Source organism: Nocardioides sp. GCM10030259, assembly GCF_042666375.1.
Lineage (GTDB): Bacteria > Actinomycetota > Actinomycetes > Propionibacteriales > Nocardioidaceae > Nocardioides.
In genome coordinates, this window is sequence record NZ_JBHTDF010000025.1 from 430,681 (window position 1) to 454,912 (window position 24,232).

At 73.8% G+C, this 24,232-nt stretch carries 23 protein-coding genes; 7 read left to right on the plus strand and 16 right to left on the minus strand.

Annotated features, from left to right (window positions below; all coding sequences use genetic code 11):
- Nucleotides 1-83: 83 nt before the first annotated feature.
- The gene (locus ACFQQI_RS21530) at nt 84-1,037 is read left to right on the plus strand and encodes a TauD/TfdA dioxygenase family protein (RefSeq protein ID WP_378568415.1); all 954 of its coding nucleotides are present in this window, start codon (nt 84-86) and stop codon (nt 1,035-1,037) included.
- A 58-nt stretch (nt 1,038-1,095) separates the two neighbouring features.
- On the opposite strand, the gene ACFQQI_RS21535 is transcribed toward ACFQQI_RS21530, so the two are convergent.
- The 4 genes from ACFQQI_RS21535 to topA form a co-directional block, all read right to left on the minus strand.
- A complete protein-coding gene (locus ACFQQI_RS21535; RefSeq protein ID WP_378568417.1) occupies nt 1,096-2,649 on the minus strand; it encodes an alpha/beta hydrolase in 1,554 nt (517 codons plus the stop codon).
- Nucleotides 2,646-3,839 carry a DNA polymerase III subunit delta' gene (locus tag ACFQQI_RS21540; RefSeq protein ID WP_378568419.1) on the minus strand — a complete coding sequence of 398 codons (1,194 nt, stop codon included), beginning with the start codon at nt 3,837-3,839 and terminating at the stop codon, nt 2,646-2,648. The genes ACFQQI_RS21535 and ACFQQI_RS21540 overlap by 4 nt, the downstream gene beginning before the upstream one ends.
- Nucleotides 3,836-4,489 carry a dTMP kinase gene (gene tmk / locus ACFQQI_RS21545; RefSeq protein WP_378568421.1) on the minus strand — a complete coding sequence of 218 codons (654 nt, stop codon included), beginning with the start codon at nt 4,487-4,489 and terminating at the stop codon, nt 3,836-3,838. The genes ACFQQI_RS21540 and tmk overlap by 4 nt, the downstream gene beginning before the upstream one ends.
- A gap of 132 nt (nt 4,490-4,621) precedes the next feature.
- Complete coding sequence (topA, locus tag ACFQQI_RS21550) at nt 4,622-7,330, minus strand: type I DNA topoisomerase (protein ID WP_378568423.1); 2,709 nt, start codon at nt 7,328-7,330, stop codon at nt 4,622-4,624.
- 196 nt (nt 7,331-7,526) lie between these two features.
- Here topA and ACFQQI_RS21555 point away from each other — a divergent pair, with 196 nt between their 5' ends.
- The gene (locus ACFQQI_RS21555) at nt 7,527-8,033 is read left to right on the plus strand and encodes a SigE family RNA polymerase sigma factor (RefSeq protein WP_378568425.1); all 507 of its coding nucleotides are present in this window, start codon (nt 7,527-7,529) and stop codon (nt 8,031-8,033) included.
- 5 nt (nt 8,034-8,038) lie between these two features.
- Nucleotides 8,039-8,743, plus strand: coding sequence for a hypothetical protein (locus ACFQQI_RS21560; RefSeq protein ID WP_378568427.1), 705 nt, complete (start codon nt 8,039-8,041; stop codon nt 8,741-8,743).
- A 4-nt stretch (nt 8,744-8,747) separates the two neighbouring features.
- On the opposite strand, the gene ACFQQI_RS21565 is transcribed toward ACFQQI_RS21560, so the two are convergent.
- The 4 genes from ACFQQI_RS21565 to ACFQQI_RS21580 form a co-directional block, all read right to left on the minus strand.
- Nucleotides 8,748-10,208 carry a methyltransferase gene (locus ACFQQI_RS21565; protein ID WP_378568429.1) on the minus strand — a complete coding sequence of 487 codons (1,461 nt, stop codon included), beginning with the start codon at nt 10,206-10,208 and terminating at the stop codon, nt 8,748-8,750.
- Nucleotides 10,209-10,228: 20 nt separating this feature from the next.
- Nucleotides 10,229-10,600, minus strand: coding sequence for a hypothetical protein (locus tag ACFQQI_RS21570; RefSeq protein WP_378568431.1), 372 nt, complete (start codon nt 10,598-10,600; stop codon nt 10,229-10,231).
- Nucleotides 10,601-10,732: 132 nt separating this feature from the next.
- Nucleotides 10,733-13,117 carry a sodium-translocating pyrophosphatase gene (locus tag ACFQQI_RS21575; protein WP_378568433.1) on the minus strand — a complete coding sequence of 795 codons (2,385 nt, stop codon included), beginning with the start codon at nt 13,115-13,117 and terminating at the stop codon, nt 10,733-10,735.
- Nucleotides 13,118-13,327: 210 nt separating this feature from the next.
- Nucleotides 13,328-13,666 carry an STAS domain-containing protein gene (locus tag ACFQQI_RS21580; protein WP_378568435.1) on the minus strand — a complete coding sequence of 113 codons (339 nt, stop codon included), beginning with the start codon at nt 13,664-13,666 and terminating at the stop codon, nt 13,328-13,330.
- A 220-nt stretch (nt 13,667-13,886) separates the two neighbouring features.
- On the opposite strand from ACFQQI_RS21580, the gene ACFQQI_RS21585 reads away from it, so the two are divergent.
- A complete protein-coding gene (locus ACFQQI_RS21585; RefSeq protein WP_378568437.1) occupies nt 13,887-16,214 on the plus strand; it encodes a DEAD/DEAH box helicase in 2,328 nt (775 codons plus the stop codon).
- 11 nt (nt 16,215-16,225) lie between these two features.
- Nucleotides 16,226-16,522: a hypothetical protein gene (locus tag ACFQQI_RS21590; RefSeq protein WP_378568439.1), complete on the plus strand. Its 297-nt coding sequence runs from the start codon at nt 16,226-16,228 to the stop codon at nt 16,520-16,522.
- Between the two features lie 12 nt (nt 16,523-16,534).
- Here the strand turns inward: ACFQQI_RS21590 and ACFQQI_RS21595 are convergent, their stop codons facing one another.
- The 7 genes from ACFQQI_RS21595 to ssd form a co-directional block, all read right to left on the minus strand.
- A complete protein-coding gene (locus ACFQQI_RS21595) occupies nt 16,535-16,876 on the minus strand; it encodes an Rv3654c family TadE-like protein (protein ID WP_378568441.1) in 342 nt (113 codons plus the stop codon).
- Entirely contained in the window at nt 16,873-17,262 is a 390-nt protein-coding gene (locus tag ACFQQI_RS21600) for a TadE family type IV pilus minor pilin (RefSeq protein WP_378568443.1), read from the minus strand. Before ACFQQI_RS21600 ends, ACFQQI_RS21595 begins: the two co-directional genes overlap by 4 nt.
- The gene (locus ACFQQI_RS21605; RefSeq protein WP_378568445.1) at nt 17,259-17,462 is read right to left on the minus strand and encodes a DUF4244 domain-containing protein; all 204 of its coding nucleotides are present in this window, start codon (nt 17,460-17,462) and stop codon (nt 17,259-17,261) included. The genes ACFQQI_RS21600 and ACFQQI_RS21605 overlap by 4 nt, the downstream gene beginning before the upstream one ends.
- Before the next feature lie 166 nt (nt 17,463-17,628).
- The gene (locus ACFQQI_RS21610; protein ID WP_378568447.1) at nt 17,629-18,351 is read right to left on the minus strand and encodes a type II secretion system F family protein; all 723 of its coding nucleotides are present in this window, start codon (nt 18,349-18,351) and stop codon (nt 17,629-17,631) included.
- Nucleotides 18,348-19,118, minus strand: a complete 771-nt coding sequence (locus tag ACFQQI_RS21615; protein WP_378568449.1) for a type II secretion system F family protein — start codon at nt 19,116-19,118, stop codon at nt 18,348-18,350. Before ACFQQI_RS21615 ends, ACFQQI_RS21610 begins: the two co-directional genes overlap by 4 nt.
- Nucleotides 19,115-20,281, minus strand: a complete 1,167-nt coding sequence (locus tag ACFQQI_RS21620; protein WP_378568451.1) for a TadA family conjugal transfer-associated ATPase — start codon at nt 20,279-20,281, stop codon at nt 19,115-19,117. The genes ACFQQI_RS21615 and ACFQQI_RS21620 overlap by 4 nt, the downstream gene beginning before the upstream one ends.
- Entirely contained in the window at nt 20,278-21,327 is a 1,050-nt protein-coding gene (gene ssd, locus ACFQQI_RS21625; RefSeq protein ID WP_378568453.1) for a septum site-determining protein Ssd, read from the minus strand. The genes ACFQQI_RS21620 and ssd overlap by 4 nt, the downstream gene beginning before the upstream one ends.
- Before the next feature lie 120 nt (nt 21,328-21,447).
- Here ssd and ACFQQI_RS21630 point away from each other — a divergent pair, with 120 nt between their 5' ends.
- A complete protein-coding gene (locus tag ACFQQI_RS21630) occupies nt 21,448-22,242 on the plus strand; it encodes an HAD family hydrolase (protein ID WP_378568455.1) in 795 nt (264 codons plus the stop codon).
- A 389-nt stretch (nt 22,243-22,631) separates the two neighbouring features.
- On the opposite strand, the gene ACFQQI_RS21635 is transcribed toward ACFQQI_RS21630, so the two are convergent.
- Nucleotides 22,632-23,357, minus strand: a complete 726-nt coding sequence (locus tag ACFQQI_RS21635; protein WP_378568457.1) for an oxidoreductase — start codon at nt 23,355-23,357, stop codon at nt 22,632-22,634.
- 35 nt (nt 23,358-23,392) lie between these two features.
- On the opposite strand from ACFQQI_RS21635, the gene ACFQQI_RS21640 reads away from it, so the two are divergent.
- Complete coding sequence (locus ACFQQI_RS21640; protein WP_378568459.1) at nt 23,393-24,229, plus strand: class I SAM-dependent methyltransferase; 837 nt, start codon at nt 23,393-23,395, stop codon at nt 24,227-24,229.
- The last annotated feature ends 3 nt before the right edge of the window (nt 24,230-24,232 follow it).

Here is a 24,232-nt window from a genome sequence, read left to right on the forward strand (position 1 = left end):
TGAGAGAAAACCTTGGCCCGGACGGCCGGGCTCCGGACAGTGGCGGCAGACAGTTTCAGGAGAGCGTGAGTGAAAGGACTCCCATGACCATCAGCCTCGACCGCGAGAAGACCGCCGGATCCGCGAGCGGCGTCACCGTCACCAGGCTGGGCGGCCGGATCGGTGCCCGCATCGACGGCGTGCGCCTCGGCGCCGACCTGGGCGAAGAGACCGTGGCCGCGATCCGGTCCGCGCTCCTCGAGCACAAGGTGATCTTCTTCCGCGGGCAGAACCACCTCGACGACGAGGGCCAGATCGCCTTCGCCGAGCAGCTCGGCCAGCTGACGACGGCCCACCCCACCGTCAACACCGGCAGCGCCCGGGTGCTCGCGCTGGCCGCCAACAAGGGCATGGCCGCGAACAGCTGGCACACCGACGTCACGTTCGTCGACCGGGTCCCGGCGATCAGCGTGCTACGCGGCGTGGCGATCCCGGCGTACGGCGGCACGACCAACTGGGCGAACACCGCCGCTGCGTACGACGGCCTGCCGGCCGCGCTCAAGGCCCTCGTCGACAAGCTGTGGGCCGTGCACACCAACGACTACGACTACGCGGCGACCTCGGAGAAGGTCGAGAAGGAGCTTGACAAGGAGGCCGTCTTCCGCCGCGAGGAGTTCACCCGCATCCACTTCCAGACCGAGCACCCGGTGGTGCGCGTCCACCCCGAGACCGGGGAGCGGACGCTCGTGCTCGGCCACTTCGTGAAGAGCTTCGTCGGCCTCAACACCGCCGAGTCGCACGCGCTCTTCCAGCTGCTCCAGGCCCGGGTCACCAAGCTCGAGAACACCATCCGGTGGACCTGGACCGAGGGCGACGTGGCGGTGTGGGACAACCGCGCCACGCAGCACTACGCCGTCGCGGACTTCGACGAGCAGTACCGCGAGGTCCGCCGGATCACCGTCGCCGGCGACGTGCCGGTCAGCATCGACGGCCAGCACAGCCGCGTCGTCCAGGGCGACGCCTCGGCGTACTCCAACCTGGACGAGCTGATCTCGTAGTCGGCCCCCACGATCCGAGGCCCCGGGGAATGCACCCTCCCCGGGGCCTCGTCGTGTCTCAGCAGGACAGCCCGTCGTCGGGCACGGTGCCGTCGAGCAGGTAGTCGTCGACGGCGTCGTCGACGCAGTCGTTGCCCGCGTTGTAGCCGGTGTGGCCGTCGCCGTCACGGCTGACCAGGACGCCGGAGTCGAGCTGGTCGGCGAGGCTGACCGCCCACTGGTACGGCGTGGCCGGGTCGCGCGTCGTGCCGATGACGACGATCGGGGCGGCTCCGGCCGCCCGGACGTCGCGCGGCGGCTCGCTCGACTCGACCCGCATGCCGCCGCAGTTCATCAGCCCCCAGGCGAAGACGGAGCCGAACGTCGGCGACGCCTCCTCGAAGTCGGGCATGGCGGCGGGCACCTCGGCCTTCCGGATCGACCAGGGGTCGTCGAGGCAGCCGATCGCGTAGATCGCCTCGGCGCGGTTGTCGACGTAGCCGACCTGGCCGCGCGAGACGTAGATGTCGGAGAGCCGCAGCAGCAGCGAGCCGTCGCCGCCGAGGGCGGACTCCAGCGCCTCGCTGAGGATGCCCCAGAAGTCGCGGCTGTAGAGCGGCAGCACGACGCCGTAGAAGGCGTTGCCGACCTCGAGCTCCCGGCCGGCGTCGGTCGGCAGCGGCGTGGCGTCGATCCGGTCGAGCAGGTCACGGATCCGGGTCGTCCCGGCGTCGACGGTGTCGCCGAGGAAGCAGTCGCCGGTGTCGACGCAGTCCTGCACGTACGCACGCAGCGCGGTCTCGAACCCGGCCGCCTGCTGGAGACTGAGGTCGCGCGGCTCGAGCGACAGGTCGACGGCGCCGTCGAGCACCAGGCGCCCGGCCCGGTCAGGGAAGAGGTCGGCGTACGTCGCACCGAGCTCGGTGCCGTAGGAGGCGCCGAAGTAGACCAGCTCGGACTCGCCGAGGGCGGCGCGCAGCACGTCGATGTCGCGGGCCGCCTCGACCGTGGTGACGTGGGCGGCGAGGTCGCCGGACTTCTCGGCGCACCCGCGGCCGAACCGGTCGACCCACTGCGCGTAGGTGCGGCGCTCGGCGGCCGTGTCCGGGTCGGGATCCTGCGAGACGTAGGAGTCGAGGTCGTCGTCACTGAGGCAGTCGACGGGCGCGCTCGAGCCCACGCCCCGGGGGTCGAAGCCGACGACGTCGTAGGCGTCGAGGACCGGCTGCCGGAAGACGCCGGACGCGCTCGCGGCGTAGTCGGTGCCGGGCACACCGGGGCCGCCCGGGTTGACGACGATCGAGCCGAGGCGGCGGCCGGGGTCGGCGGCGGGCACCTTGAGCAGTGCGAGATCGATCGTCTCGCCGTCGGGGTCGCGGTAGTCGAGCGGCACCTGGAGCGTCGCGCAGAGGGCGTCGTCGCGGCAGAGCTCCCAGCTCAGCTGCTGGCCGTAGAACCGCTCCAGCCCGGGCTCGGGCGGCTCGGTGGCGCCGGGCCCGGGCGTCGTCGTGGGTGCGGACTTCGGGTCGGCCGGAGCGCCGTCGCCGCCGAGCAGCGCCAGCGCCGAGACGCCCGCGGATCCGAGCGCGAGGGCCAGCACCACGATGAGCACCACGGCCCGGCGGCGGATCACCGCTCGCGGACCTCGGGGGCGACCAGCGCGAGCATCATCGACTCGAGGGCGAGCGTCGGCTGGACGTTGAACTCGAGCATCTGCTCTCGGGCCTCGAAGATCGCGGTGATCCGGCGCAGCTGCGCCTCGGGGGTGCCGGTGCGCGCGAGCAGCTCGACGTCGCCGCGGATCTCCTCGTTGACGAGCGAGCCGGGCGCGCCCGAGGACACCGCGATCGCGTCGCGGTAGACCGAGACCAGGTCCATGAGGCCGCGGTCGACGACGTCGAGGACCCGGCGCTTCGCGCGGGACTTCTGGTCCTTCTCGAGATCCCGGAGGGCCGGGGCGTACTCGCGCGGACGGCGGCCGCGCTCGACGACGCCGTACGCCGTGTCGAGGTCGGCCTTCTCGCGCGCGTCGAGCTCGGAGGTGATCGCTTCGGCCTCCTCCTTGGTGACCTCGGCGAGCCGGGCGGCCCTGGTCATGCACGCGCCCAGCGACGTGAGCGACACCGGGATCGCCACGACTTCGCGGCGCCGGTCACGGGTCGCCTCGTCGCGGGCCAGCGCCCGGGCCCGGCCGATGTGGCCCTGGCTGGCGCGGGCGGCGTACGACGCGAGCGCCTCGCTCACTCCGTCGGTGCGCCTGAGGAACGCGGCGACGTCGTCGGTGGTCGGCGTGGTCAGCGTCACGAGGCGGCAGCGGGAGCGGATCGTCGGCAGGACGTCCTCGACGGTCGGCGTGCAGAGCATCCAGACCGTGCGCTCGGCCGGCTCCTCGATCGCCTTGAGCAGTGCGTTGATGCCCTGCTCGGTGACCCGGTCGGCGTCCTCGACGATGACGATCTGCCAGCCCCGGCCGACCGGGGAGAGCGCGGAGCGGCGGACCAGGTCGCGCACGTCCTTGACGCCGATCGAGAGGCCCTGGGTGCTCACGATGGCCACGTCGGCGTGGCTGCCGGCCAGCACGGTGTGACAGGCGTGGCAGGTGCCGCAGCCGCGCTGCTCCTCGGTGCACTGGAGCGCGGCCGCGAACGCGACCGCCGCGTTGGAGCGGCCCGACCCGGGCGGCCCCGTGAAGAGGAACGCGTGGCTCATGCCGTGCCCGTCGGCTGCCGCCCGCAGGGCCTCGACGGCGCGGTGCTGGCCGACCAGCGAGTCCCAGACGGTGCCTGAGGAGGGCGCCCCGCGCCCGTCTCGAAGGGCCGTCATCGGCGTACCGCCTGCTGCAGCAGCGGGGTGACGGCGGCGCGGACCTGCTCGGCGATCTCGTCGACGTCGGCGCGGGCGTCGAGCACGAGGTAGTGGTCGGGGTCGGCCTTCGCCATCCGCAGGTAGCCCTCGCGCACGCGCTGGTGGAACTCCAGCGACTCGCCCTCGATGCGGTCGCGCTCCGCGAACCGGCCGAGGCCGTGCTCGGGCTCGAGGTCGAGCACGACGGTCAGGTGCGGGCGCAGGTCGTGGGTGGCCCACCGCGCGACGTCCTCGACCTCGTCGAGGGCGAGCGCGCGGCCGGCGCCCTGGTAGGCCAGCATCGAGTCGACGTACCGGTCCGTGATCACGACGTCGCCGCGGTCGAGCGCGGGCTGCACGACCTCGTCGACGTGCTCGGCCTTGTCGGCGGCGTAGAGCAGCGCCTCGGTGCGGTCGGAGATCTCCCCGGTCTCGGGGCTGAGCACGATCTCGCGCAGCTTGCGGCCCACCTCGGTGTCGCCCGGCTCGAACGTCAGCAGGGCGGCGTAGCCCTGCTCCCGCAGCCAGGCGGCCAACCGCCGCGACTGCGTCGACTTCCCCGAGCCCTCGCCGCCCTCGAAGCACACGAACACGCCGGTCTCGGCGTACGTCCCGGGTCGCTGGTCCACGGCGTACACCCTAGGCGCGCGCGCCGACGACCGCGGCGAGTGGTTTCGAGACCGGCGCCAGGGCGCCTTCCTCGACCACCGGACCCGGTGGTCGAGGACGGACGAAGTCCTGTCTCGAAACCACCTCAGTGGTCAGGACTTCTTGGTCGTCTTCTTCGCCGCGGACTTCTTCGTCGTGGACTTCTTGGCGGTCTTCTTCGCGGTCTTCTTGGCCGTCTTCTTGGCGGCCTTCTTCGCCGGGCCCTTCGCGCGCCGCTCGGCCAGCAGCTCGGCCGCCCGCTCGATGGTGATCGACTCGACCGAGTCCTCCTTGCGGAGGGTGGCGTTGTACTCGCCGTCGGTGACGTACTCACCGAAGCGGCCGGCCTTCACCACGACCGGCTGCTTGGAGACCGGGTCAGGGCCGAGCTCCTTGAGCGGGGCGGCCGCGGCGGCCCGGCCGCGCTGCTTGGGCTGGGCGTAGATGCGCAGCGCCTCGTCGAGGCCGATCGTGAGGAGCTGGTCCTCCGAGGCGAGCGAGCGGGAGTCGGTGCCCTTCTTCAGGTACGGGCCGTAGCGGCCGTTCTGGGCCGTGATCTCGTCGCCGGACTCGGGGTCGGTGCCGACGACGCGCGGCAGCGACAGCAGCTTGAGCGCGTCGTCGAGCGTGATCGTGTCGAGCGACATCGACTTGAAGAGCGACCCGGTGCGCGGCTTGGCCGCCCCCTTCTTTCCACGCTGCGGTGCGTCCTCGGGGAGCACCTCGGTCACGTAGGGGCCGAAGCGGCCGTTCTTGGCCACGACCTCCAGGCCGGACTCGGGGTGCTTGCCGAGCTGGATCTCCTCGCCGGCCGGGTTGGCCAGCAGCTCCTTCGCCTTGTCGAGCGTGAGCTCGTCGGGCGGCAGGTCGTCGGGCACGTTCGCGCGGCGGGCGTGCGGCGTGCCGTCGTCGTCCGGGCCCTCCAGGTAGGGGCCGTAGCGGCCGACGCGCAGCTGGATGCCCGAGTCGGCCCCGGCGACGGGGAACGTCGCCAGCTCGCGCGCGTCGATCTCGCCCAGTCCGTCGACCAGCGGCTTGAGGCCGGTGACGCTGTCGGAGCCGAAGTAGAACTCCGCGAGCTCGCTCTCGCGGTCCTTGCGGCCGCCGGCGATCTCGTCGAGCACGTCCTCCATGCCGGCCGTGAACTCGTAGGACACCTGCCGCGGGAAGTGCTCCTCCAGCAGCCGGATCACCGAGAACGCCAGCCAGGCCGGCACCAGCGCGGTGCCCTTCTTGTAGACGTAGCCGCGGTTGAGGATCGTGCCGATGATCGACGCGTACGTCGACGGCCGGCCGATCTCCCGGTCCTCGAGCTCCTTGATCAGGGTGGCCTCGGTGTAGCGGGCCGGCGGCTTGGTCTCGTGCCCGTTGGCGGAGAGCGAGGCGGCGGTGACGGGGTCGCCCTCGTGGAGGTCGGGCAGCGGCACCTGGTCGTCGTCGCTGCGCTTGCCGCCCTCGGTGCCCTCGACGTACGCCTTGAGGAAGCCGTGGAAGGTGATCACGCGGCCGGACGCCGAGAACACCACGTCGCGCCCGTCGGAGGCCACGCCGCCGATGCGCACCGAGACCGACTGGCCGACTGCGTCCTTCATCTGCGACGCGACCGTGCGCATCCAGATCAGCTCGTAGAGCCGGAACTGGTCGCCGGTCAGCCCGGTCTGCGCAGGGGTGCGGAAGGAGTCGCCGGCGGGGCGGATCGCCTCGTGCGCCTCCTGGGCGTTCTTGACCTTGCTCGTGTAGGTCCGGGGGGCGTCGGGCAGGTACTCCGCGCCGTACAGCTCGCGCACCTGCGACCGCGCCGCGTCGACCGCCCCGCCGGAGAGCGTGGTCGAGTCGGTACGCATGTAGGTGATGAAGCCGTTCTCGTACAGCCGCTGCGCGACCGACATCGTCACCGAGGCGCTCATGCCGAGCTTGCGGCTGGCCTCCTGCTGCAGCGTCGTCGTGCGGAACGGCGCGTACGGCGAGCGGCGGTAGGGCTTGGCCTCGACCGAGCGGACGTCGTACGTCGTGTCGCTCAGCGCCGCGACCAGCGCCTCGGCGCCGGGCCGGTCGAGGTGGACGCGCTCGTCCTTCCGCGACTTGAGCAGGCCGTCGGGGCCGAAGTCGGAGCCACCGGCGACCCGGCCGCCGTCGATGGAGTGGAGCTTCGCCGGGAACATCCGGGGCTCCTTGGAGGCGCCCGCGTCGAAGGTGCCCTCGAGGTCCCAGTAGGACGCGACCCGGAACGCCATCCGCTCGCGCTCGCGGTCGACCACGAGCCGCGTGGCGACCGACTGCACGCGGCCGGCGGAGAGGCCGGACATGACCTTCTTCCAGAGCACCGGGCTGACCTCGTAGCCGTAGAGGCGGTCGAGGATGCGACGGGTCTCCTGGGCCTCGACGAGGTCCATGGCCAGCTCGCGCGGGTTCTCGGCGGCCGCGAGGATCGCGGGCTTGGTGATCTCGTGGAAGACCATCCGCTTGACCGGGATGCCCTTCGGCTTCAGCTCGTCGAGGAGGTGCCAGGCGATCGCCTCGCCCTCGCGGTCCTCGTCGGTGGCGAGGTAGAGCTCGTCGGCGTCCTTGAGCAGCGTCTTCAGCTTGGAGATGTGCGACTTCTTGTCGCGCGGCACGACGTAGTAGGGCTCGAAGCCGTTGTCGACGTCGACCGCGAGGCGGCCCCACGGCTTGTCCTTGATCTTCGCCGGGGTGTCCGCGGCGCTCTGGGGGAGGTCGCGGATGTGACCGATGGAGGACTCGACGACGTACCCCTGGCCGAGGTACCCGCCGATCGTGCGGGCCTTCGCCGGGGACTCGACGATCACCAACTTGTGGGCCACTGCGTCTTCTTCTCTCGCTGATTCGGCTCCCCGACGCGGTCGTCAGGGCCTTACGGCCGAACACGGTAGCGCGTACTCCGTGGTGCTCATTCCTTCGCGTCCACCGTAGATCTTCCGGCGACCCTCAACGTTTCGGCCCGCGCCGCCGTCAAGGGAGGGAAGGTGAGAGGCACCTCGAGACGGCTCGGAGGCCACGTTGGACCGGGAGTTGGACCAGGACTTCGGCGAGTTCGCCGCCACGCAGACCCGTCCCCTGCTGGGGTTCGCGCACGCGCTCACGGCCGACCCCCACGACGCGTGGGACCTGACCCAGGAGACCCTCGCCCGGATGGGCGAGCGCTGGGGCCGGGTGCGGTTCGACGAGCCGGCGGCGTACGCGCGCACGGTCATGGTGCGGCTCAACATCGACCGGATCCGGCGGCTGCGCCGCGAGCTCCCGCTCCCGGGTGGCTCCTGCGAGGAGGCGCCGGTCGAGGTCGTCGGCGAGGTCGACGGCTGGCTGATCGACGCCCTGGCCACCCTCTCACCGCGGCAGCGCACCGCGCTGGCGCTGCGGTACGTCGAGGACCTCGACGTGCGCGGCATCGCCGAGCGGATGGGCTGCTCGGAAGGCACCGTCAAGAGCCAGCTGTCCCGCGGGACCGAGCGGCTCCGGCAGCACGCGCGCAGGCAGGGCCTGCTCGCGGCGACAGGAGAGGGATGAGCACGATGACCGAAGAGCAGATCAAGGACGGCTTCGACCGCCTGGAGTCGGCCCTGGGCGCGCCCCGGGACGCGCGGGCGCGGGTCGCCCACCGGATCGCGGTGCGCCGTCGCCGGCGGCGGGCCGTCGTCGCCGGTGGCGCCGCCCTCGGGGTGGCGCTCGTCGGGGGCATCGTGGCGTCGGCGCTGAGCGGTGACGACGGCTCGGACCAGACGGTCGCCGTCGACCCGCCCTCCGGCCCGCTGAGCACGCTCGTGATGACCCGGCCCGACGGCTCGACGTACGCCTTCCCCGACGTGACGGTGAGCTGTGAGCCCCCGGTGGGCACCGAGGGCGACACCCAGGGCACGGACGCGCGGATCTGGATGACCAGCCCGATGCCGGCCGACGTCGCCAGCGACGACGCGGAGCTGGAGCGGCCGTTCGTCTACTTCGAGGGCCGCCTCGACAAGCTCACGGAGGACCGCACCTTCCGGCTGCCGGTCTGGGGACCGGGCGACTCCTCGACGTACCCGCTCGTGCTCTTCATGGCCGACCCCAGCGACGGGGAGCGCGCCAACGAGGTCGCCAGCAGCGCGGGCGGGTCGGGGACGGTGCGCGTGCTGCGCGCCTCCTGCGACCCGGTGCCGGTGCTGGAGCTCGACGTCGACGCGACGCTCGACAGCGAGGTGGAGCAGGAGTCGCTCAAGGTGGCCGGCGCCCTGCGCTGAGCACCTAGGGCACGAGGAAGCCCTCGGCGACGAGCTCGCGCACCACCGGCAGGTAGCGCTCGCGGGTGTCCGCGGCGTCCAGGTCGAGCAGCTGCGCGAGCGCGTCGAGGATCTGCCCGACCGAGAGCTCGCCGTCGCACGCGCCGACCAGCGCCGCCTCGACGGTGTCCGCGCGGCGGGCGCGGCGCAGGCCGCGCTGCTGGCGCACGACGACGGTCTCCGGGTCCTCGGCCCCCGGCGCACCGAAGGTCTCCTGCTGCACATCGGGCCGGACGACGAGCCGCGCGTCGAGGTCGACGGTGCGGTCGCCCGCGGTCACCCACGCGTGCAGCGCCGGGGCGATGGGCTGCTCGACGTCGTACGGCCACTCCAGGAGCTCGCGGGCCGGCTGCGCGGCACATGATCGGCGCAGCGTGATCCAGCCGAAGCCGACGGCCTCGATCCGCTGCTCCTCGAACCACGACAGCCAGGTGTCATAGCGGGCGGCGTAGTCGGGCGCGCCGTGCTGACCGGCGTCCTTGAGCCAGAGCTCGACGTACGACGCGGGGTCGACGACCTCGCGCTGCACGACGTAGAGGTCGCACTCGGGGTCGGCCCACCCGGCGAGCCGTTCGTCCCAGCCGGCGCCGGCCGGGATCACCCAGTTCGCGAGCACCTGGCACCAGCCGCCGTCGGTGAGGTGGCCGGGGGCGGTGCGGACGATGTGCTCGACGACGCGGTCACCGGGCAGGCCGGAGTCGCGGTAGACGAGGCGCTCGCCCGTGGCCGGGGAGATGACGAACGGCGGGTTGGTGGCGATGAGGTCGAACCGCTCCCCCCGCACCGGCTCGAAGAAGGACCCGCTGCGCACGTCGACCGGCGTGCGGAGGTCGTTGAGCGCCACGTTGAAGCGGGCCAGCCGCAGCGCCCGCTCGTTGACGTCGGTCGCGACGACCGCGCTGCTGTGGCCGGCGAGGTGCAGCGCCTGCACGCCGCAGCCGGTGCCGAGGTCCAGCGACCGTCCGACCGGCTCGCGGATCGTGAGCTGGGCGAGCGACGTCGACGCGGAGCTGATGCCGAGGACGTGGTCGGGCCCGACGCGGTGGGGGCCGCCGTCGAGCCCCGGCGTCAGGTCGCTGGCGACCCACAGGTCTGCACCGTCCGCGGCGTACGGCCGGACGTCGAGGCGCGCGGCGACCTCGCTCACCGACCGCTCGAGGAACCCCTCCGCGGCGAGCCGGTCGACGAGGCCCGGCAGGGCAGCCTCGGCGGCGCCGAGGTCGACGACGTGCTGCAGCAGGAAGAGCCGCACCAGCGTCTCGAGCGGACCGCCTCCCGACGTACGCCGGAGCGCGGGCGTGGTCTCGTTGCGCGCGAGCGCGTCGTGGGCGGCCGTCCCCAGCACCTCCGCGACCCGGTCGTAGGTGAAGTCCGCGGCCACGAGGCATTCCCGGAGCCGACTCGGCAGTGCAGACGCGTCGTTCACCCCGCGAGCCTAGGGCGTGGCTACGGGCAGAAGGCGTGCAGCACTCCGGGCATGCCGTCGAGCCAGATGCCGAACCCCACGTCGGCCGGGTGCAGCGCGGGACGCTGGCCGTCACGGCTGACGAGCGCGTGGCGGGGCGGCGCGCCGCCCGGCGCGGGGCCGGTCCAGCAATGGTGTCGCGCGAGCAGCTGCTCCACGAGCGACGCACCGGCCGAGGCGGAGGCGGCCCGGCTGGTCGGCGGCTCGACCCGCACCTCGTCCTTCGGGGCAGGCTGCACCTGCAGCGCCAGCACGCCGAGGACGAGGGCCTGGGCGGCCGGCGGCGCCAGCCGCACGGCCCGGGGCACCCGACGCCGCCGTAACGCCTTGCGCGCACCCGTTGCCATGCTCACCAGTTCGACCGTGCAGGCAGGGGCGTGAGGCATCCGGCCCATGAGCAAGGTCACGCCGGTCCCGCGGCGCTCCCCGAAATGGCGCCGACCCGCCAGATGCCTCTGACGGGTCGGCGCGCAGGTGGTGCAGGGTCAGCGCTCGCTGGGCGCCTCGAACTGCTGGGTCGGAGCCGGGTCCGACGGCGGCGGGGTGGCCGGCGGCGGAGGCGGCGGGGGCGGCGGCGTGGCCGCCGTACCGGACTCGTCGGCGTCGATCGTCACCGGGCGCCGCTTGGAGATGTAGACCGCAGCCACGATGCCGAAGAACGCGACCAGCGCGATCACGATCCGCAGCGGCGTGTTGGCGTCCTCGCCGACCGACATCTTCACGATGGCGGCGACGATCAGCAGCGAGACCAGGTTCATCACCTTGATCAGCGGGTTGATCGCCGGGCCGGCGGTGTCCTTGAACGGGTCGCCGACCGTGTCGCCGATGATCGTCGCGTCGTGCGAGTCGGAGCCCTTGCCGCCGTGGTGGCCGTCCTCGACGAGCTTCTTGGCGTTGTCCCACGCACCACCGGAGTTGGCGAGGAACACCGCCATCAGCGTGCCGGTCGCGATCGCACCCGCCAGGAACCCGGCGAGTGGACCGACGCCGAGGCCGAAGCCGACGGCGATCGGCGCCAGTACGGCGAGCAGGCCTGGTGTGGCGAGCTCACGGAGCGAGTCGCGGGTGACGATGTCGACGACCCGGCCGTACTCGGGACGGCCCGTGCCCTCCATGATCCCGGGGATCTCCCGGAACTGCCGGCGCACCTCGAAGACCACGGCGCCCGCGGCCCGGCCGACGGCGTTGATCGCCAGTCCGGAGAAGAGGAAGACGACCGCCGCGCCGAGCAGCGCGCCGACCAGGATGTTCGGGTTCGAGATGTCGAACGAGAACGCGAGCTGGGTGAGATCGCCCGGCTCCTCGGTGATCTCGACCTCGTCGAGCGCGTCGGTGAGGCCGTTGACGTAGGAGCCGAAGAGCGCGCTCGCCGCCAGCACCGCCGTGGCGATCGCGATGCCCTTGGTGATCGCCTTCGTGGTGTTGCCGACCGCGTCGAGCTCGGTGAGGATCTGCGCGCCCTCGTCGTGGACGTCGCCGGACATCTCCGCGATGCCCTGGGCGTTGTCGGAGACCGGGCCGAACGTGTCCATGGCGACGATGACGCCGACGGTCGTCAGCAGGCCGCAGCCGGCCAGGGCCACCGCGAACAACGCGATGCCGACCGAGCCGCCGCCGATCAGGAACGCCCCGAAGACGGCCGCGCCGATCACCAGCGTCGTGTAGACAGCGGACTCGAAGCCGACCGCCAGGCCGGACAGGATGACTGTCGCGGCACCGGTCAGCGACGTCTTCCCGACGTCCTTGACCGGGCGGTAGTCGGTGCCGGTGAAGTAGCCGGTCAGGCTCAGGATGACGGCGGCCAGCACGATGCCGATCAGCACGGCGACGGCGGCGATGACCCGCGGGTCGCCGTCGGACTGGACGGTGGCGTTGGTCAGCTCCGAGAAGTCACCCGGCAGGTAGACGAAGGCCAGGATGGCGCTCGCGACCGCCCCGATGGCGGCCGAGATGTAGAACGCCCGGTTGATCGTCACGAGACCGCTCTCGCCGGGCCGAGGCCGGCAGAGGTAGACGCCCGCGACGGCGGTCAGCGCGCCGATCGCCGGGATCAGCAGCGGGAAGACGAGGCCCTTGTCGCCGAACGCCTGGGAACCCAGGATCAGCGCGGCGACGAGCGTCACGGCGTACGACTCGAAGAGGTCGGCCGCCATGCCGGCGCAGTCGCCGACGTTGTCGCCCACGTTGTCGGCGATCGTCGCAGCGTTGCGCGGGTCGTCCTCGGGGATGCCCTGCTCGACCTTGCCGACGAGGTCGGCGCCGACATCGGCGGCCTTGGTGAAGATGCCGCCGCCGACACGCATGAACATCGCGAGCAGGGCGGCGCCGAAGCCGAAGCCCTCCAGCACGTGCGGCGCCTGCTCCTGGAAGATGATGACGACGATGCTGGCGCCCAGCAGGCCGAGACCGACGGTGAGCATGCCGACCGTCGCGCCGGTGCGGAAGCCGATGTTCATGGCCGGGTCGCGCCCGGCCGCGGTCGCCGCGGCCGCCACCCGGAGGTTCGCTCGCACCGCGAGCGACATGCCGAAGTACCCGACCGCGGCCGAGAACCCGGCACCGACCAGGAAGAACACCGATCGGAAGATCCGCACGGTGGTGTCGTCGGCGGGCAGCGCGAGCAACAGGAAGAACGCGACGCCGGCGAAGATCGCCAGCGTGCGGAACTGGCGCTGCAGGTAGGCGTTGGCGCCTTCCTGGACGGCGTGGGCGATGTTCTTCATGTTGTCGGTGCCCTCGCCGGCGGCAAGTACCTCCTGGCGGAACATCGCCGCCATCGCGAGCGCGCCAAGCGCGATCAGTGCGACGACGATGACCAGGACGAGGTTGCCACCGGAGACTTCGACGACAGCGGGACTGATCCCCGTCATGCGGTTCCTCCTGGTGCGATTGCTGGGAGTGATGCAGATCTCACACGGACGCGCCGGAGTCTACGCATGCCCGAGCGCACCCGACCCCCGATGTGTGACCCGGAACACACGGCGAGTCTCACCAGACGGGTCTCTCCCGGAAATGCGAACCGCCCCGTCGTCCTGGTGGACGCGGGGCGGGTGCGGTGCGAAGCGGGCGGTGCGGGCCGGTCAGCTGCCGGCGAGCGCGGCCTCCGCGGAGTCGTGGATGACGAAGACCTTGGCCAGCCCGGTGATCCGGAAGATCTTGAGCAGGCGGTCCTGGTTGCAGACGAGCTCGAGCGAGCCGTCGTGGGCGCGGACCTTCTTGAGGCCGCCCACCAGCACTCCGAGACCGGTGGAGTCGAGGAACTCGACCTCTTCCATGTCGACGACGATGTCGTAGCTGCCGGCAGCGACGAGCTCGGTGATCTTGTCGCGGAGCTTCGGAGCCGTGTAGACGTCGATCTCGCCGCCGACGGCAACGATGGTCTTCCCACCGGCATCGCGCGTCGTCAGAGTCAGATCCACCCTAGTCTCCCGGTGCAGTTCGATCGGTCGGCCGGTCGTCGAAGGACTCCCCACATCGTCCGGCCTGGTCAATGAAACCACGCTCCAGCCGTCCCGCGCACAAGTTGGGCCACAGTCGGGTGGGCGCTGCCCGGCAGAGTACGCGCTCCGGCGGTCGCCGCGAGGCGGATCTCAGGGGGACCCGGGAGCCCGTGTCGGCGCCCTCGGCGACAATGGATCGGTGACCACGGCCCCGCATTCCCGCCCGGTCGACGTCGCCGATCTGGTGGACCGGCTGGCGTCCGTTCCGGGCCGCGACGAGCGTCTGCGGCACCTCGAGGTGCTGCCGCCGCGGGCCGCCACCCACGCCGACTGGCCGACCTGGGCCAGTCCCGACGTGGTGGCCGCATTCCGCGCCCGCGGCGTGGAGCAGCCTTGGCGGCACCAGGCCGTCGCGGCCGAGGCCGCGCGCGAGGGTCAGCACGTGGTGATGTCCACCGGCACCGCCTCGGGCAAGAGCCTCGGCTACCAGCTGCCCGCGCTGAGCGCGATCCGGGAGAGCCGGGGTGCGCGCGGCCAGCGCGGGGCCACCGTCCTCTACCTGGCGCCGACGAAGGCGCTCGCCCAGGACCAGCTGGCCGGCGTGACGGCGCTCGGCCTCGATGTGCGCGCCACCACCCACGACGGCGACAGCAGCCGGGAGCAGCGCGACTGGGCCCGCGACCACGGCGAGTACGTCCTCACCAACCCCGACATGCTCCACCGGTCGCTGCTGCCCGGCCACCAGCGGTGGTCGTCGTTCCTCGGGTCGCTGCGCTACGTGGTCGTCGACGAGTGCCACCACTACCGCGGGGTCTTCGGAGCCCACGTCTCGCACGTGCTGCGGCGGCTGCGGCGCCTGTGCGCCTTGTACGGCGCCTCCCCGACGTTCGTGCTCGCGTCGGCGACCGTGGCCGAGCCCGAGGTGGCCGCCGCGCGGCTGACCGGGCTCGACGTGCTCGCCGTGACCGGCGACGACTCGCCCCGCGGCCGGGTCGCCCTGGCGCTCTGGGAGCCGCCGTTCACCTCCTTCACCGGCGAGAACGGCGCGCCCGTGCGCCGCGCGGCGTCCTCGGAGGCCGCCGACCTGATGGCCGACCTGGTCGCCTCCGACGCCCGCACGCTCGCGTTCATCCGCTCCCGCCGGGGCGCCGAGCAGGTCGCGATGACCGCCGCTGAGCTGCTCGCGGAGGTCGACCCGTCACTGCCCGGGCGCGTGGCGGCGTACCGCGGCGGCTACCTCCCCGAGGAGCGGCGCGCCCTCGAGGAGTCGCTCCGCCGCGGGGAGCTGCTCGGGCTCGCGGCGACGAACGCCCTCGAGCTGGGCATCGACATCAGCGGGCTCGACGCGGTGCTGATGGCGGGCTTCCCCGGCACCCGTGCGGCGCTGTGGCAGCAGGTCGGGCGCGCCGGCCGCGGCGCGCGCGACGCGCTCGGGATGCTGATCGCCCGCGACGACCCGCTCGACACCTACCTCGTCACCCATCCCGAGGCGCTTCTGGGCCGGCCGGTGGAGGCCACCGTGTTCGACCCGGCCAACCCCTACGTACTCGGCCCGCACCTGTGCGCCGCCGCCCAGGAGGTCCCGCTGACCGAGGCCGACCTGCCGCTCTTCGGTCCGTCCGCCCGCGAGGTCGTCGACGCGCTGACCGAGGGCGGTCTGCTCCGCCGCCGCCCGCACGGCTGGTTCTGGACCGACCGGCGCCGCGCCAGCGACCTCGCCGACATCCGCTCCGCGGGCGGCTCGCCCGTCTCGCTCGTCGAGGGCGAGACCGGCCGGGTGGTCGGCACCGTCGACGCGTCGAGCGCGCACGCGACGGCCCATGCGGGCGCGGTCTACGTGCACCGGGGCGAGACCTGGCTGGTGCGCTCCCTCGACCTCGAGGAGCACGTGGCCGTCATCGACCGCGCCGAGACCGACTACTCGACCACGGCTCGCGAGCTGACCGACATCTCGATCGTCGAGGAGCGCGCGCACGCCCGCTGGGGCGACTGCCGGCTGTCCTTCGGCGTCGTCGACGTGACCCACCAGGTGGTGGCCTACCTGAAGCGCCGCCAGCCCGGCGGCGACGTGCTCGGCGAGGAGCCGCTCGACCTGCCCGAGCGCTCGCTCCGCACCGCCGCGGTCTGGTGGACGGTGCCGGAGCACGCCCTGGCCGAGGCCGGGCTGACGTCCCGCGACCTCCCGGGCGCCGCCCACGCCGCCGAGCACTGCTCGATCGGCCTGCTGCCGCTGTTCGCGACCTGTGACCGGTGGGACATCGGTGGCGTCTCCACCGCGGTCCACCCGGACACCGGGCAGCTCACCGTCTTCGTCTACGACGGCCACCCGGGCGGTGCCGGCTTCGCCGAGCGGGGGTTCCACGCGGCCCACGACTGGCTCACGGCCACCCGCGACACCATCGTCTCCTGCGGGTGCGACGACGGCTGCCCGTCGTGCATCCAGTCCCCGAAGTGCGGCAACCAGAACAACCCCCTCGACAAGGCCGGCGCCGCCGCGCTCCTCGACCTGCTGCTCAGTGAGGGCTAACCTCACCTGCCATGTTCGCGGGTCTGCTGCTGGTGGTCGTCGGTGCCGTCGTCGTGGTGGCGGGGGTGTTCACCGCCACCGGGACGGACGTCGAGCTCCTCGGCTTCGACATCAGCGCGGTCGGGCTGTTCGTGGTCGGTGTCGGCGGCGGACTGGCCATCGCGTGGGGCCTCGGCCTCACCAAGTGGGGAGCCAAGCGCAGCCTGCGGCATCGGCGCGAGTCCCGCCAGCTCAACGAGCTCAACGAGAAGCTCGACAAGGCGGAGGCCGAGCGCCGGGACGAGAACGACGGCGAACGGCTGACCTGACCCTCACCCGGCTCACGCCGGTCCGGCCCGGGCCTCGGCACCGAGGTCGGCGGTCTGGCCGAGCCACCGCGGCCCGGCGACCTCGACCCTGAGCCGGACCTCGCGACCGGTGACCTCGCACGCGAGGAGCCGGGCGCCGTTGGCGGCGGCGATCCGGCCACCCTCGACGCAGCCGCCGGCGCCGCGGGCCAGGGCGCGCGCTGCGGCCAGGGCGGCGAGGTCGGCCGCCCCCTGCGCCTGCCGGTGGGCGTGGATCATCGCGGCCACGACCCCGAGCGCACCGGCGAGGAGCACGAGGACGCCGAGGCAGGCCACGGCGAACGGCGCCGCCGAACCGCGGTCGCCGCGCCTCATGGGCCCGCCTCCCCGGCGGTCTCCTCGGCCACCGCGACGGCCTCGGCCGAGACCTCGGCGTGCGGCAGGTCGAAGAGGCCGCCCGGTCCCCGGACCCGGCCGACGACGGTGACCACGACCTCGTCGCCGGCCGTGTCGACGCCGACGCGGCTGCCGGGTGGTGCGACCCGCTGCCCACGCGCCACCGCCGCGCCGGGATCGTCTCCGCGGGCGACCGCGCGCGCCGTCTCGCGGGCCGCGTCCACGGCACGCACCTGGGCGGCGCCGACGGCGAGCAGCCAGACCAGCCCGATGGTGGCGGCGATCAGCAGCGGCAGCACCATGGCCAGCTCCGCCGTGGCGGCGCCGCGCTGGTCGGCGCGGGCAGCGGGTCGCGGGTGGTTCATCCGATGCCCAGCAGCCCGAGGACGTGGTCGAACAGGGTCTTGAGCAGCTGGTCGCCGAAGCCGCCCGTGAGCAGCTTGTAGAGCAGGCCGGCGAGCCCGGCGCCGGCCGCGGTGCCGACGGCGTACTCGGCGGTGGTGATCCCGCGCTCGTCGCGCCGGGCGAGGGTGCGACGGCGCGAGCGGTGGAGGTGAAGGGACATGCGGATCTCCTTGTGCTGAAGGGCCCTGAGGGCCTCCCGGGTGGCCCGATGCGACCCGGCGAGGCACGACCATGCGCCATGGCGGGGACGGTCCGCAGGCGTCGACCGGGTCGCTGTGGACGGGCCTGCTGCAGCCGGTCCGGTGGACGATTCGTGGCCCGCCGGTTCACAGCTCGAGGCCGGTCATCAGGGCGACGACGAGCGGGACGATCCCGATCAGCACGAACGCGGGCAGCAGGCAGAGCCCGAGTGGCACCGCGGCCCGGACCCCCACGGCGCGGGCGCGCTCCTCGACGTCGGCGCGGGCGGACTGGGCGAGCTCCTCGGCGAGCCGTTCGACGGCCGCGACCACCGGGGTGCCCGTGTCGTGCGCGCGGGCGAGGGTGCGGCCCAGCGGCGCGAGCGCGGGCTCGGCAGCGAGCGACGACCAGACCTCGACCGGGTCGAGGCCGAGCGAGAGCCGGGCGGCGATCCCGGCCAGCCGGTCGGCGGCCGGCCCGGGCAGCGCGGAGCAGACCTGGGCGATCCCGTCGGCCGGCGAGGACCCGGATCGCAGCGCAGCGGCGAGCAGCGCCACCACGTGGGGCAGGTCGCGTGCGACTGCTCGGCGCCGCGCACGCTCCGACGCCGGCTCGGCCCGCCCGATCACGACCCAGACGACGAGGCCCGCCACGATCCCCGCCGGGATGCCGACGGGCCCGGAGACGAAGACCAGCGCCCCCGCACCGGCGCAGCCCGACCAGAGCAAGCGGTGCCGGTGCAGCCAGCCGAGGCCCGACGGCGCCGGCGCCGGGTCGGCCACAGCGGGCAGGACGGGCCGGTGGCGCACGACCAGGGCCGCCGCGGTCGCGGCCGCCAGGATCGCCAGGATCGCCAGCCAGCCGCTCATGGAGCGTCCGCGTCGCGGGCGATCGCCTCGATCCACCACAGGCCGGCGAGCCCGAAGGCCAGGCCGGCGGCGAGGCAGGCGAGCCCGGCCGGCGTGCGGAGCAGGAAGCCCCACGGGTCGCCGCCGGCACCCGACCCCATGACGAGCGCGACGACCGGAAGCCCGGCGACCAGGCGCGCGGTCGCCCGCGCGGAGGCGAGCTCGCCCGCCACCACCCGCCGGGTGCCGGCGTCGGCACGGAGCGAGGCGGCGACCCGGTCGACCGTCGACGCGAGCCCCTCGCCCGTGCGGTGGGCGACGTGCCACGCGGCGGCGACGACCCGCAGGTCGCCGGCACCCTCGACCTCCGTCGCGACCGCACGCATCGCGGCCGGCACGTCGGCGCCGACGCGGAACGCCGCCGCCACCGGCGACAGCGGTTGCCACACCCGCGCGGCGCGCTCGAGGCAGTCACCGGGCGGCAGTCCCCCGGCGAGCTCGCTCGCCATCGCCTCGCAGGTCTCGAGGACGCGCGACGCGGTGACCGCCGCGGCCCGGCGGGCCCGCTGGCGACGGACCAGGGCGACCGCGCCGGCCGCGGCCAGGCTGCCGATCACGATCAGCGCGCCGAGGTCGGGAGCCAGGAGCACCGCGAGCACGACGGCCGCGACCCCGGCCGGGAGCAGCACGCGCGGCGCCGGTCGGGCCGGGCCGGCCAGCCGCGGCGGGGGTCGCACGAGCAGCGCGGCGGCCACCGCGGCACACCCGGCGGCGAGCGCCGCGATCACGACGCGTCCCGCAGCCGACCGGCGAGGGCGGCGGCCGCCGGGCCGGGGACGGGGCGCCCGTCGAGGCCGACATCGAGGGCGGTGGTCATGGCGACCAGGCCGTCGGGCGACCGGGTGGGCACGCCGACCTGCCGCAGCCTCCGGGCCCCGTCGCGGTCGCGCGCGAGGTGGAGCACCACGTCGACGGCCGAGGCGAGCTGGCTGTGCGCGGCGTCGCGGCCGAGCCCGCCGGCCAGGGCGAGCGCCTCGACGCGGGCGGGCACGTCGAGCGCTGAGTTCGCGTGCAGGGTGCCGCAGCCGCCCTCGTGGCCGGTGTTCAGCGCGGCGAGCAGGTCGACGACCTCGCCGCCCCGGACCTCGCCCACGACCAGCCGGTCGGGTCGCATCCGCAGCGCCTGCCGCACCAGCGTGCGGACGTCGACGGCGCCGGCCCCCTCGATGTTGGGCGGGCGTCCCTCCAGCGCGACGACGTGGGGATGGTCGGGGCGCAGCTCGCTCGCGTCCTCGACCACGACCACCCGCTCCATCGGCGGCACCCGGGCCAGCAGCGCGGCGAGCAGCGTGGTCTTGCCGGAGCCGGTGCCGCCGCTGACCAGGAACGCCAGCCGCGAGGCGACCATCCTGTCGAGCAGCTCGGCGGTCTCCGGGTCGACCGTCCCGCGCTGGGTGAGCTCCTCGAGCGTGAATGCCTGTCGCCGCGGCACCCGCAGCGAGATCACCGTGCCCGGCCGCGCCAGGGGCGCGAGCACCGCGTGGAAGCGGGTGCCGTCGGGCAGCCGGAGGTCGACGTACGGCGTCGCGTCGTCGAGGCGGCGGCCGCCCAGCGCGGCGAGACGTTGCGCCAGGCGTCGTACGGCGTCGTCGTCGGGGAAGCGGACCGAGGTCGGCTCGAGGCCGGCGCCCCGGTCGAGGAAGACCTGCCCGGGGCCGTTGACGAGGACGTCGGTGACGTGGGGCGTCCGCAGGAGGGGTTCGAGCGGCCCGGCGCCGACCACGTCGCGCCGCAGCGTCTCGTACACGGCGAGCACCGCGGCGTCGCCGACCGGGCGACCGCTCTCGCGCAGCGCCTCGGCGACCCGGTGAGGCGTGAGCTCGCCCGGGGAGCGGGCCAGCCGGTCGCGGACCGCCTCGAGGTCGACCGGGTCGAGATCGGTGCCGTTCATGCGGCTGCGGTGTGGAGCAGGGACACCTGGTCGAGGACCTCGCCGGCCGCCCTGCCGAGCGCGCCGCGGTGGGACCGCACCGGGCCGAGCCCGAGGTCGATGGCCTCCGCGAGGCCGCGCTGGTCGCCCATCGTCGCCAGCACCGGGATCCGCGTGGCCCGCGCGATCGCCTGCGGATCCACCCCGGAGCCGCGCACCACCAGGCGGACCCGCCCGGGATCGGGGTGTCGGGCGCAGATGCGCACCGCCGACGCCACCCCCGCGACCGTCGGCACCACGACGACCAGCAGCCGGTCGCACCGCGCCGCCACCTCGTCGACGAGGGGGTCGCTCGTGCGCGGCAGGTCGACGACCACGTAGTCGTGGCCGCGCTGCGCCGCCGACAGCACCTCCCGTACGGCGAACGCCTGCAGCGTGCCGGGCGGTCCCGCGCGCCAGGTGATGGCGGCCAGGTGCTCCCGCCGCGGCAGCGCCTCGCGCAGCGACCGGGCGCTGAGCCGCCCGGTGGCGTGGCACAGGCCGTCCCACCGCACGCCGTCGCGCTCCTCGAGGCCGAGCACGCGGTCGACGCCCGGCCCGAGCGGGTCCGCGTCGACGACCACCGCCCGCCCGCGCCGGGCGGCGAGCTGGCCGAGCGCGCACGCGAACGTCGTGGCGCCCGCACCGCCGCTGCCCCCGGTCACGCCGATCACCACGCCGACCGTGCGGTGCGGGTCGCCCAGGTCGGTGAGCGCCTCCACCAGCCACGCCTCCGACGACGGCAGCTCCGCCACGCTCTCGGCCCCGAGCGCGACCGCGACCCGGAACAGGTCGTCGGGCACCGGACCCCACGCCACGACGTGCGCGCACGCCCGCCGCGCGGGGAGCAGCGCCGCCAGCTCCGGCGCGACGTCGGCGCCCACCAGCACGAGTGGAGCCACCGGCCAGAGCCGGAGCGCGGCACCCAGGTCGGGCGCGACGTCGGGCTCGATGCCGGCGGCCGCCGCGAGGCGCAGGAGCTGGTCGAGGAGGGAGCGGTCGCGGGTGACGACGAGGGGAGCGTTCATGCCGGCGATGCTCCCCGGAGCGCGACGTTCCCGCCGGGCGTCCGGATCCCCTTGTGGACAAGGGCGTTGGACTCGGCATTGTGGACAAAAGCTGGCCCGAAGCCCTCTACGATTGGGGGCATGGCGCCGACCGCGGCCTTCTTCGACCTCGACAAGACGATCATCGCGAAGTCGAGCACGCTCGCGTTCAGCAAGCCGTTCCAGGCCGGCGGCCTGATCTCCCGCCGGGCGGTGCTGCGCTCGGCGTACGCCCAGTTCGTCTACCTCGTCGGCGGCGCAGACCACGACCAGATGGAGAAGATGCGGCAGTTCATGTCGCAGCTCTGCACCGGCTGGGACGTCGCCACCGTGCGCGAGATCGTCGCCGACACCCTGCACAACGTCGTCGAGCCGCTCGTGTACGACGAGGCGGTGTCGCTCATCGAGGAGCACCAACTGGCCGGCCGGGACGTCGTCATCGTCTCGGCGTCCGGCGCGGAGGTCGTCGAGCCGATCGCCGCGATGCTCGGCGCCGACCGCGTGATCGCGACCCGGATGCAGATCGTCGACGGCCGCTACAGCGGCGAGATCGAGTACTACGCGTACGCCGAGGAGAAGGCGCGCGCGATCCGCGAGCTCGCCGACGAGATCGGCTACGACCTCGAGAGCTCCTACGCCTACAGCGACTCCGTCACCGACGTCCCGATGCTCGAGGCGGTCGGGCACTCCTACGCGGTCAACCCGGACAAGGAGCTGCGCCGCGCCGCGGCCACCCACGAGTGGCCGGTGCTGGTCTTCACCAAGCCCGTCGCCCTGCGCTCACGGGTGCCGCTTCCTCCCCCCAAGCCGACCCTCGCAGCCCTCGCAGTGGGCGGTGTCGTCGCCGTCGGCGGGGTGATCTGGGCCAACGCGCGCAAGCGCCGGCTGGGAGCCTGAGCGTTCACACAACCCCTGCCAAGTCAAGGGACCTCAGGGCTTGAAGAGCCCCCCTCACGGGCGTACAAACGAAGGCAAGAACTACAGAAGCGCACGTGAGCCGGGTACCCACGCGGCGATCTACCCTTCCTACAGGGCGCAGGCCTGAGCCGGGACACTCCCGGGGCCGCAAGAGATGTTGCACGCCTGGTAGCCATCGGTTTCACGTGTCAGCGGCGGCACCCGGCCCAACCACTCGAGATCCGGGTGCCGTTCGCATGTCCGGAGTGAGCAGTGTCCCGCGACGAAGGAGCGGGACACGTGGCGAGCGAAGGTCGAGGAGCGCCCACGGCTGAGCCTGCGAAGCCGTGACGGCGCGTCTCGAGACCCGGTGATCCGAAAGTCGGCCCCTACCGCGCACCCCGCCGCAGCGGACTCGCCTCCGCGCCGGCGGCGTACGCCTCGGCCGCGTAGAGCAGCCACGAGTGCACGCCGGCGGACCCGCCGTCGGCGTACCCGCGCAGGTTCGACTCGTACGCCGGGCGCAGGGCGAGGTGCCCCGCCTCGGGCACGACCAGGGACTTCTCGTCGACGCCCCGCGCGACCAGCACCAGCCGCTCGGCGGCCCGCGCGACGATGCCGTTGTGCGACGGGAACGGCGCCGCGGTGACCAGCTCAGCGTGCACGACGGCCGCCACCAGCAGCGCCGGCGCCGACGTGGTCGCCGACAGCAGGGCCGCGACCCCGCGCAGCCGCTCGGCGGCGTCACCGCCGCGCGGACGGCCCCGGCTGTCGGCGGGCAGCCCGGCGGCCGCGAGCGCGTGGATCCGCGCCAGCGCCTGCAGCGGCGACCGGCCGAGCACCGGCGCCAGGCCGAGCAGCTCCGTCGAGACCCGCACGGCGTCGGCCGACACCTCGTCACCACCGCCGGCCCGCACGTCGGCGAGGGTCGACGCCGACCCCTCCAACACGGCGCTCGCGTGCGCACCGCGCAGCAGGCTCTCGGCCGTCGTCTCCGGAGAGGTGCGCCGCAGGCCGCGGTCGCGCAGCATCACGTCGATGCCGTCGCGGGCGGCGGCGTACGCCGAGGGCACTCCCTCCAGGGAGACCAGGTGCGCCAGCGGGTCATCAGTCACGTCGGGAAGGCTATCCAGCGGGTACGGTGAGCCCGATGACCGACCAGCCCGACCGCGCCCTGTCCTTCGGCTCCGTGGCCGACGCCTACGACCGCGGCCGGCCGACCTACCCCGGCGAGGCCGCCGCCTGGCTGGCCGGCCCGGAGCCGGTCGTGGTCCTGGAGGTCGGTGCCGGCACCGGCAAGCTCACCGAGGCGCTGCTCGCGCTCGGCCACGAGGTGCACGCGACCGATCCCGACGACGCGATGCTGTCCCGGCTGCGCAAGCGACTGCCCGACGTGCCCACGTCCGTCGCCTCGGCCGAGGAGCTGCCCGCCGCGGACGCGTCGTACGACGTGGTCGTGGCCGGGCAGGCGTTCCACTGGTTCGACCCCGAGCGGGCGCTGCCCGAGATCGCGCGGGTCCTCAAGCCAGGTGGGCGGCTCGCGCTGGTCTGGAACGAGCGCGACGAGCGGATCCCGTGGGTCAAGAGGCTCGGCGCGATCATCGGCTCGGCCGAGCGCGGCACCGACCCCACCGAGACGATCGCGGACTCGGGACACTTCGGCGAGGTCGAGCGGGAGTCCTTCAAGCACTGGCAGGTGATCGACCGCGACTCCGTGCAGGACCTGGTCATCTCGCGGTCGAACGTCGCCGTCCTCGACGACGACGCGCGGCGCGCGAAGCTGGCCGAGGTGCTGGCGTTCTACGACGACTACGGCCGCGGCATGGACGGCATGCAGCTGCCGTACGTCACGTCCTGCTTCCGCGCCACGGTCGCCGACCGCCCCACGAGCGCGACCGCCGAGACGACGGCCGCCGAGGGGGCGCCGACCACGACGGGCGGCGATCCCGCCGGCACCGACGACGTCCTGCTCATCGACTTCCGCTAGACC

Coding starts and splice junctions, on each gene's coding strand:
- ACFQQI_RS21540 (WP_378568419.1), bottom strand. CDS start 3,839: ATGACGGCCCTTCGAGACGGGCGCGGGGCGCCCTCCTCAGGCACCGTC.
- ACFQQI_RS21640 (WP_378568459.1), top strand. CDS start 23,393: ATGACCGACCAGCCCGACCGCGCCCTGTCCTTCGGCTCCGTGGCCGAC.
- ACFQQI_RS21575 (WP_378568433.1), bottom strand. CDS start 13,117: ATGACGGGGATCAGTCCCGCTGTCGTCGAAGTCTCCGGTGGCAACCTC.
- ACFQQI_RS21590 (WP_378568439.1), top strand. CDS start 16,226: ATGTTCGCGGGTCTGCTGCTGGTGGTCGTCGGTGCCGTCGTCGTGGTG.
- ACFQQI_RS21620 (WP_378568451.1), bottom strand. CDS start 20,281: ATGAACGGCACCGATCTCGACCCGGTCGACCTCGAGGCGGTCCGCGAC.
- ACFQQI_RS21630 (WP_378568455.1), top strand. CDS start 21,448: ATGGCGCCGACCGCGGCCTTCTTCGACCTCGACAAGACGATCATCGCG.
- ACFQQI_RS21560 (WP_378568427.1), top strand. CDS start 8,039: ATGACCGAAGAGCAGATCAAGGACGGCTTCGACCGCCTGGAGTCGGCC.
- ACFQQI_RS21605 (WP_378568445.1), bottom strand. CDS start 17,462: ATGTCCCTTCACCTCCACCGCTCGCGCCGTCGCACCCTCGCCCGGCGC.
- ssd (WP_378568453.1), bottom strand. CDS start 21,327: ATGAACGCTCCCCTCGTCGTCACCCGCGACCGCTCCCTCCTCGACCAG.
- ACFQQI_RS21600 (WP_378568443.1), bottom strand. CDS start 17,262: ATGAACCACCCGCGACCCGCTGCCCGCGCCGACCAGCGCGGCGCCGCC.
- ACFQQI_RS21595 (WP_378568441.1), bottom strand. CDS start 16,876: ATGAGGCGCGGCGACCGCGGTTCGGCGGCGCCGTTCGCCGTGGCCTGC.
- ACFQQI_RS21610 (WP_378568447.1), bottom strand. CDS start 18,351: ATGAGCGGCTGGCTGGCGATCCTGGCGATCCTGGCGGCCGCGACCGCG.
- ACFQQI_RS21530 (WP_378568415.1), top strand. CDS start 84: ATGACCATCAGCCTCGACCGCGAGAAGACCGCCGGATCCGCGAGCGGC.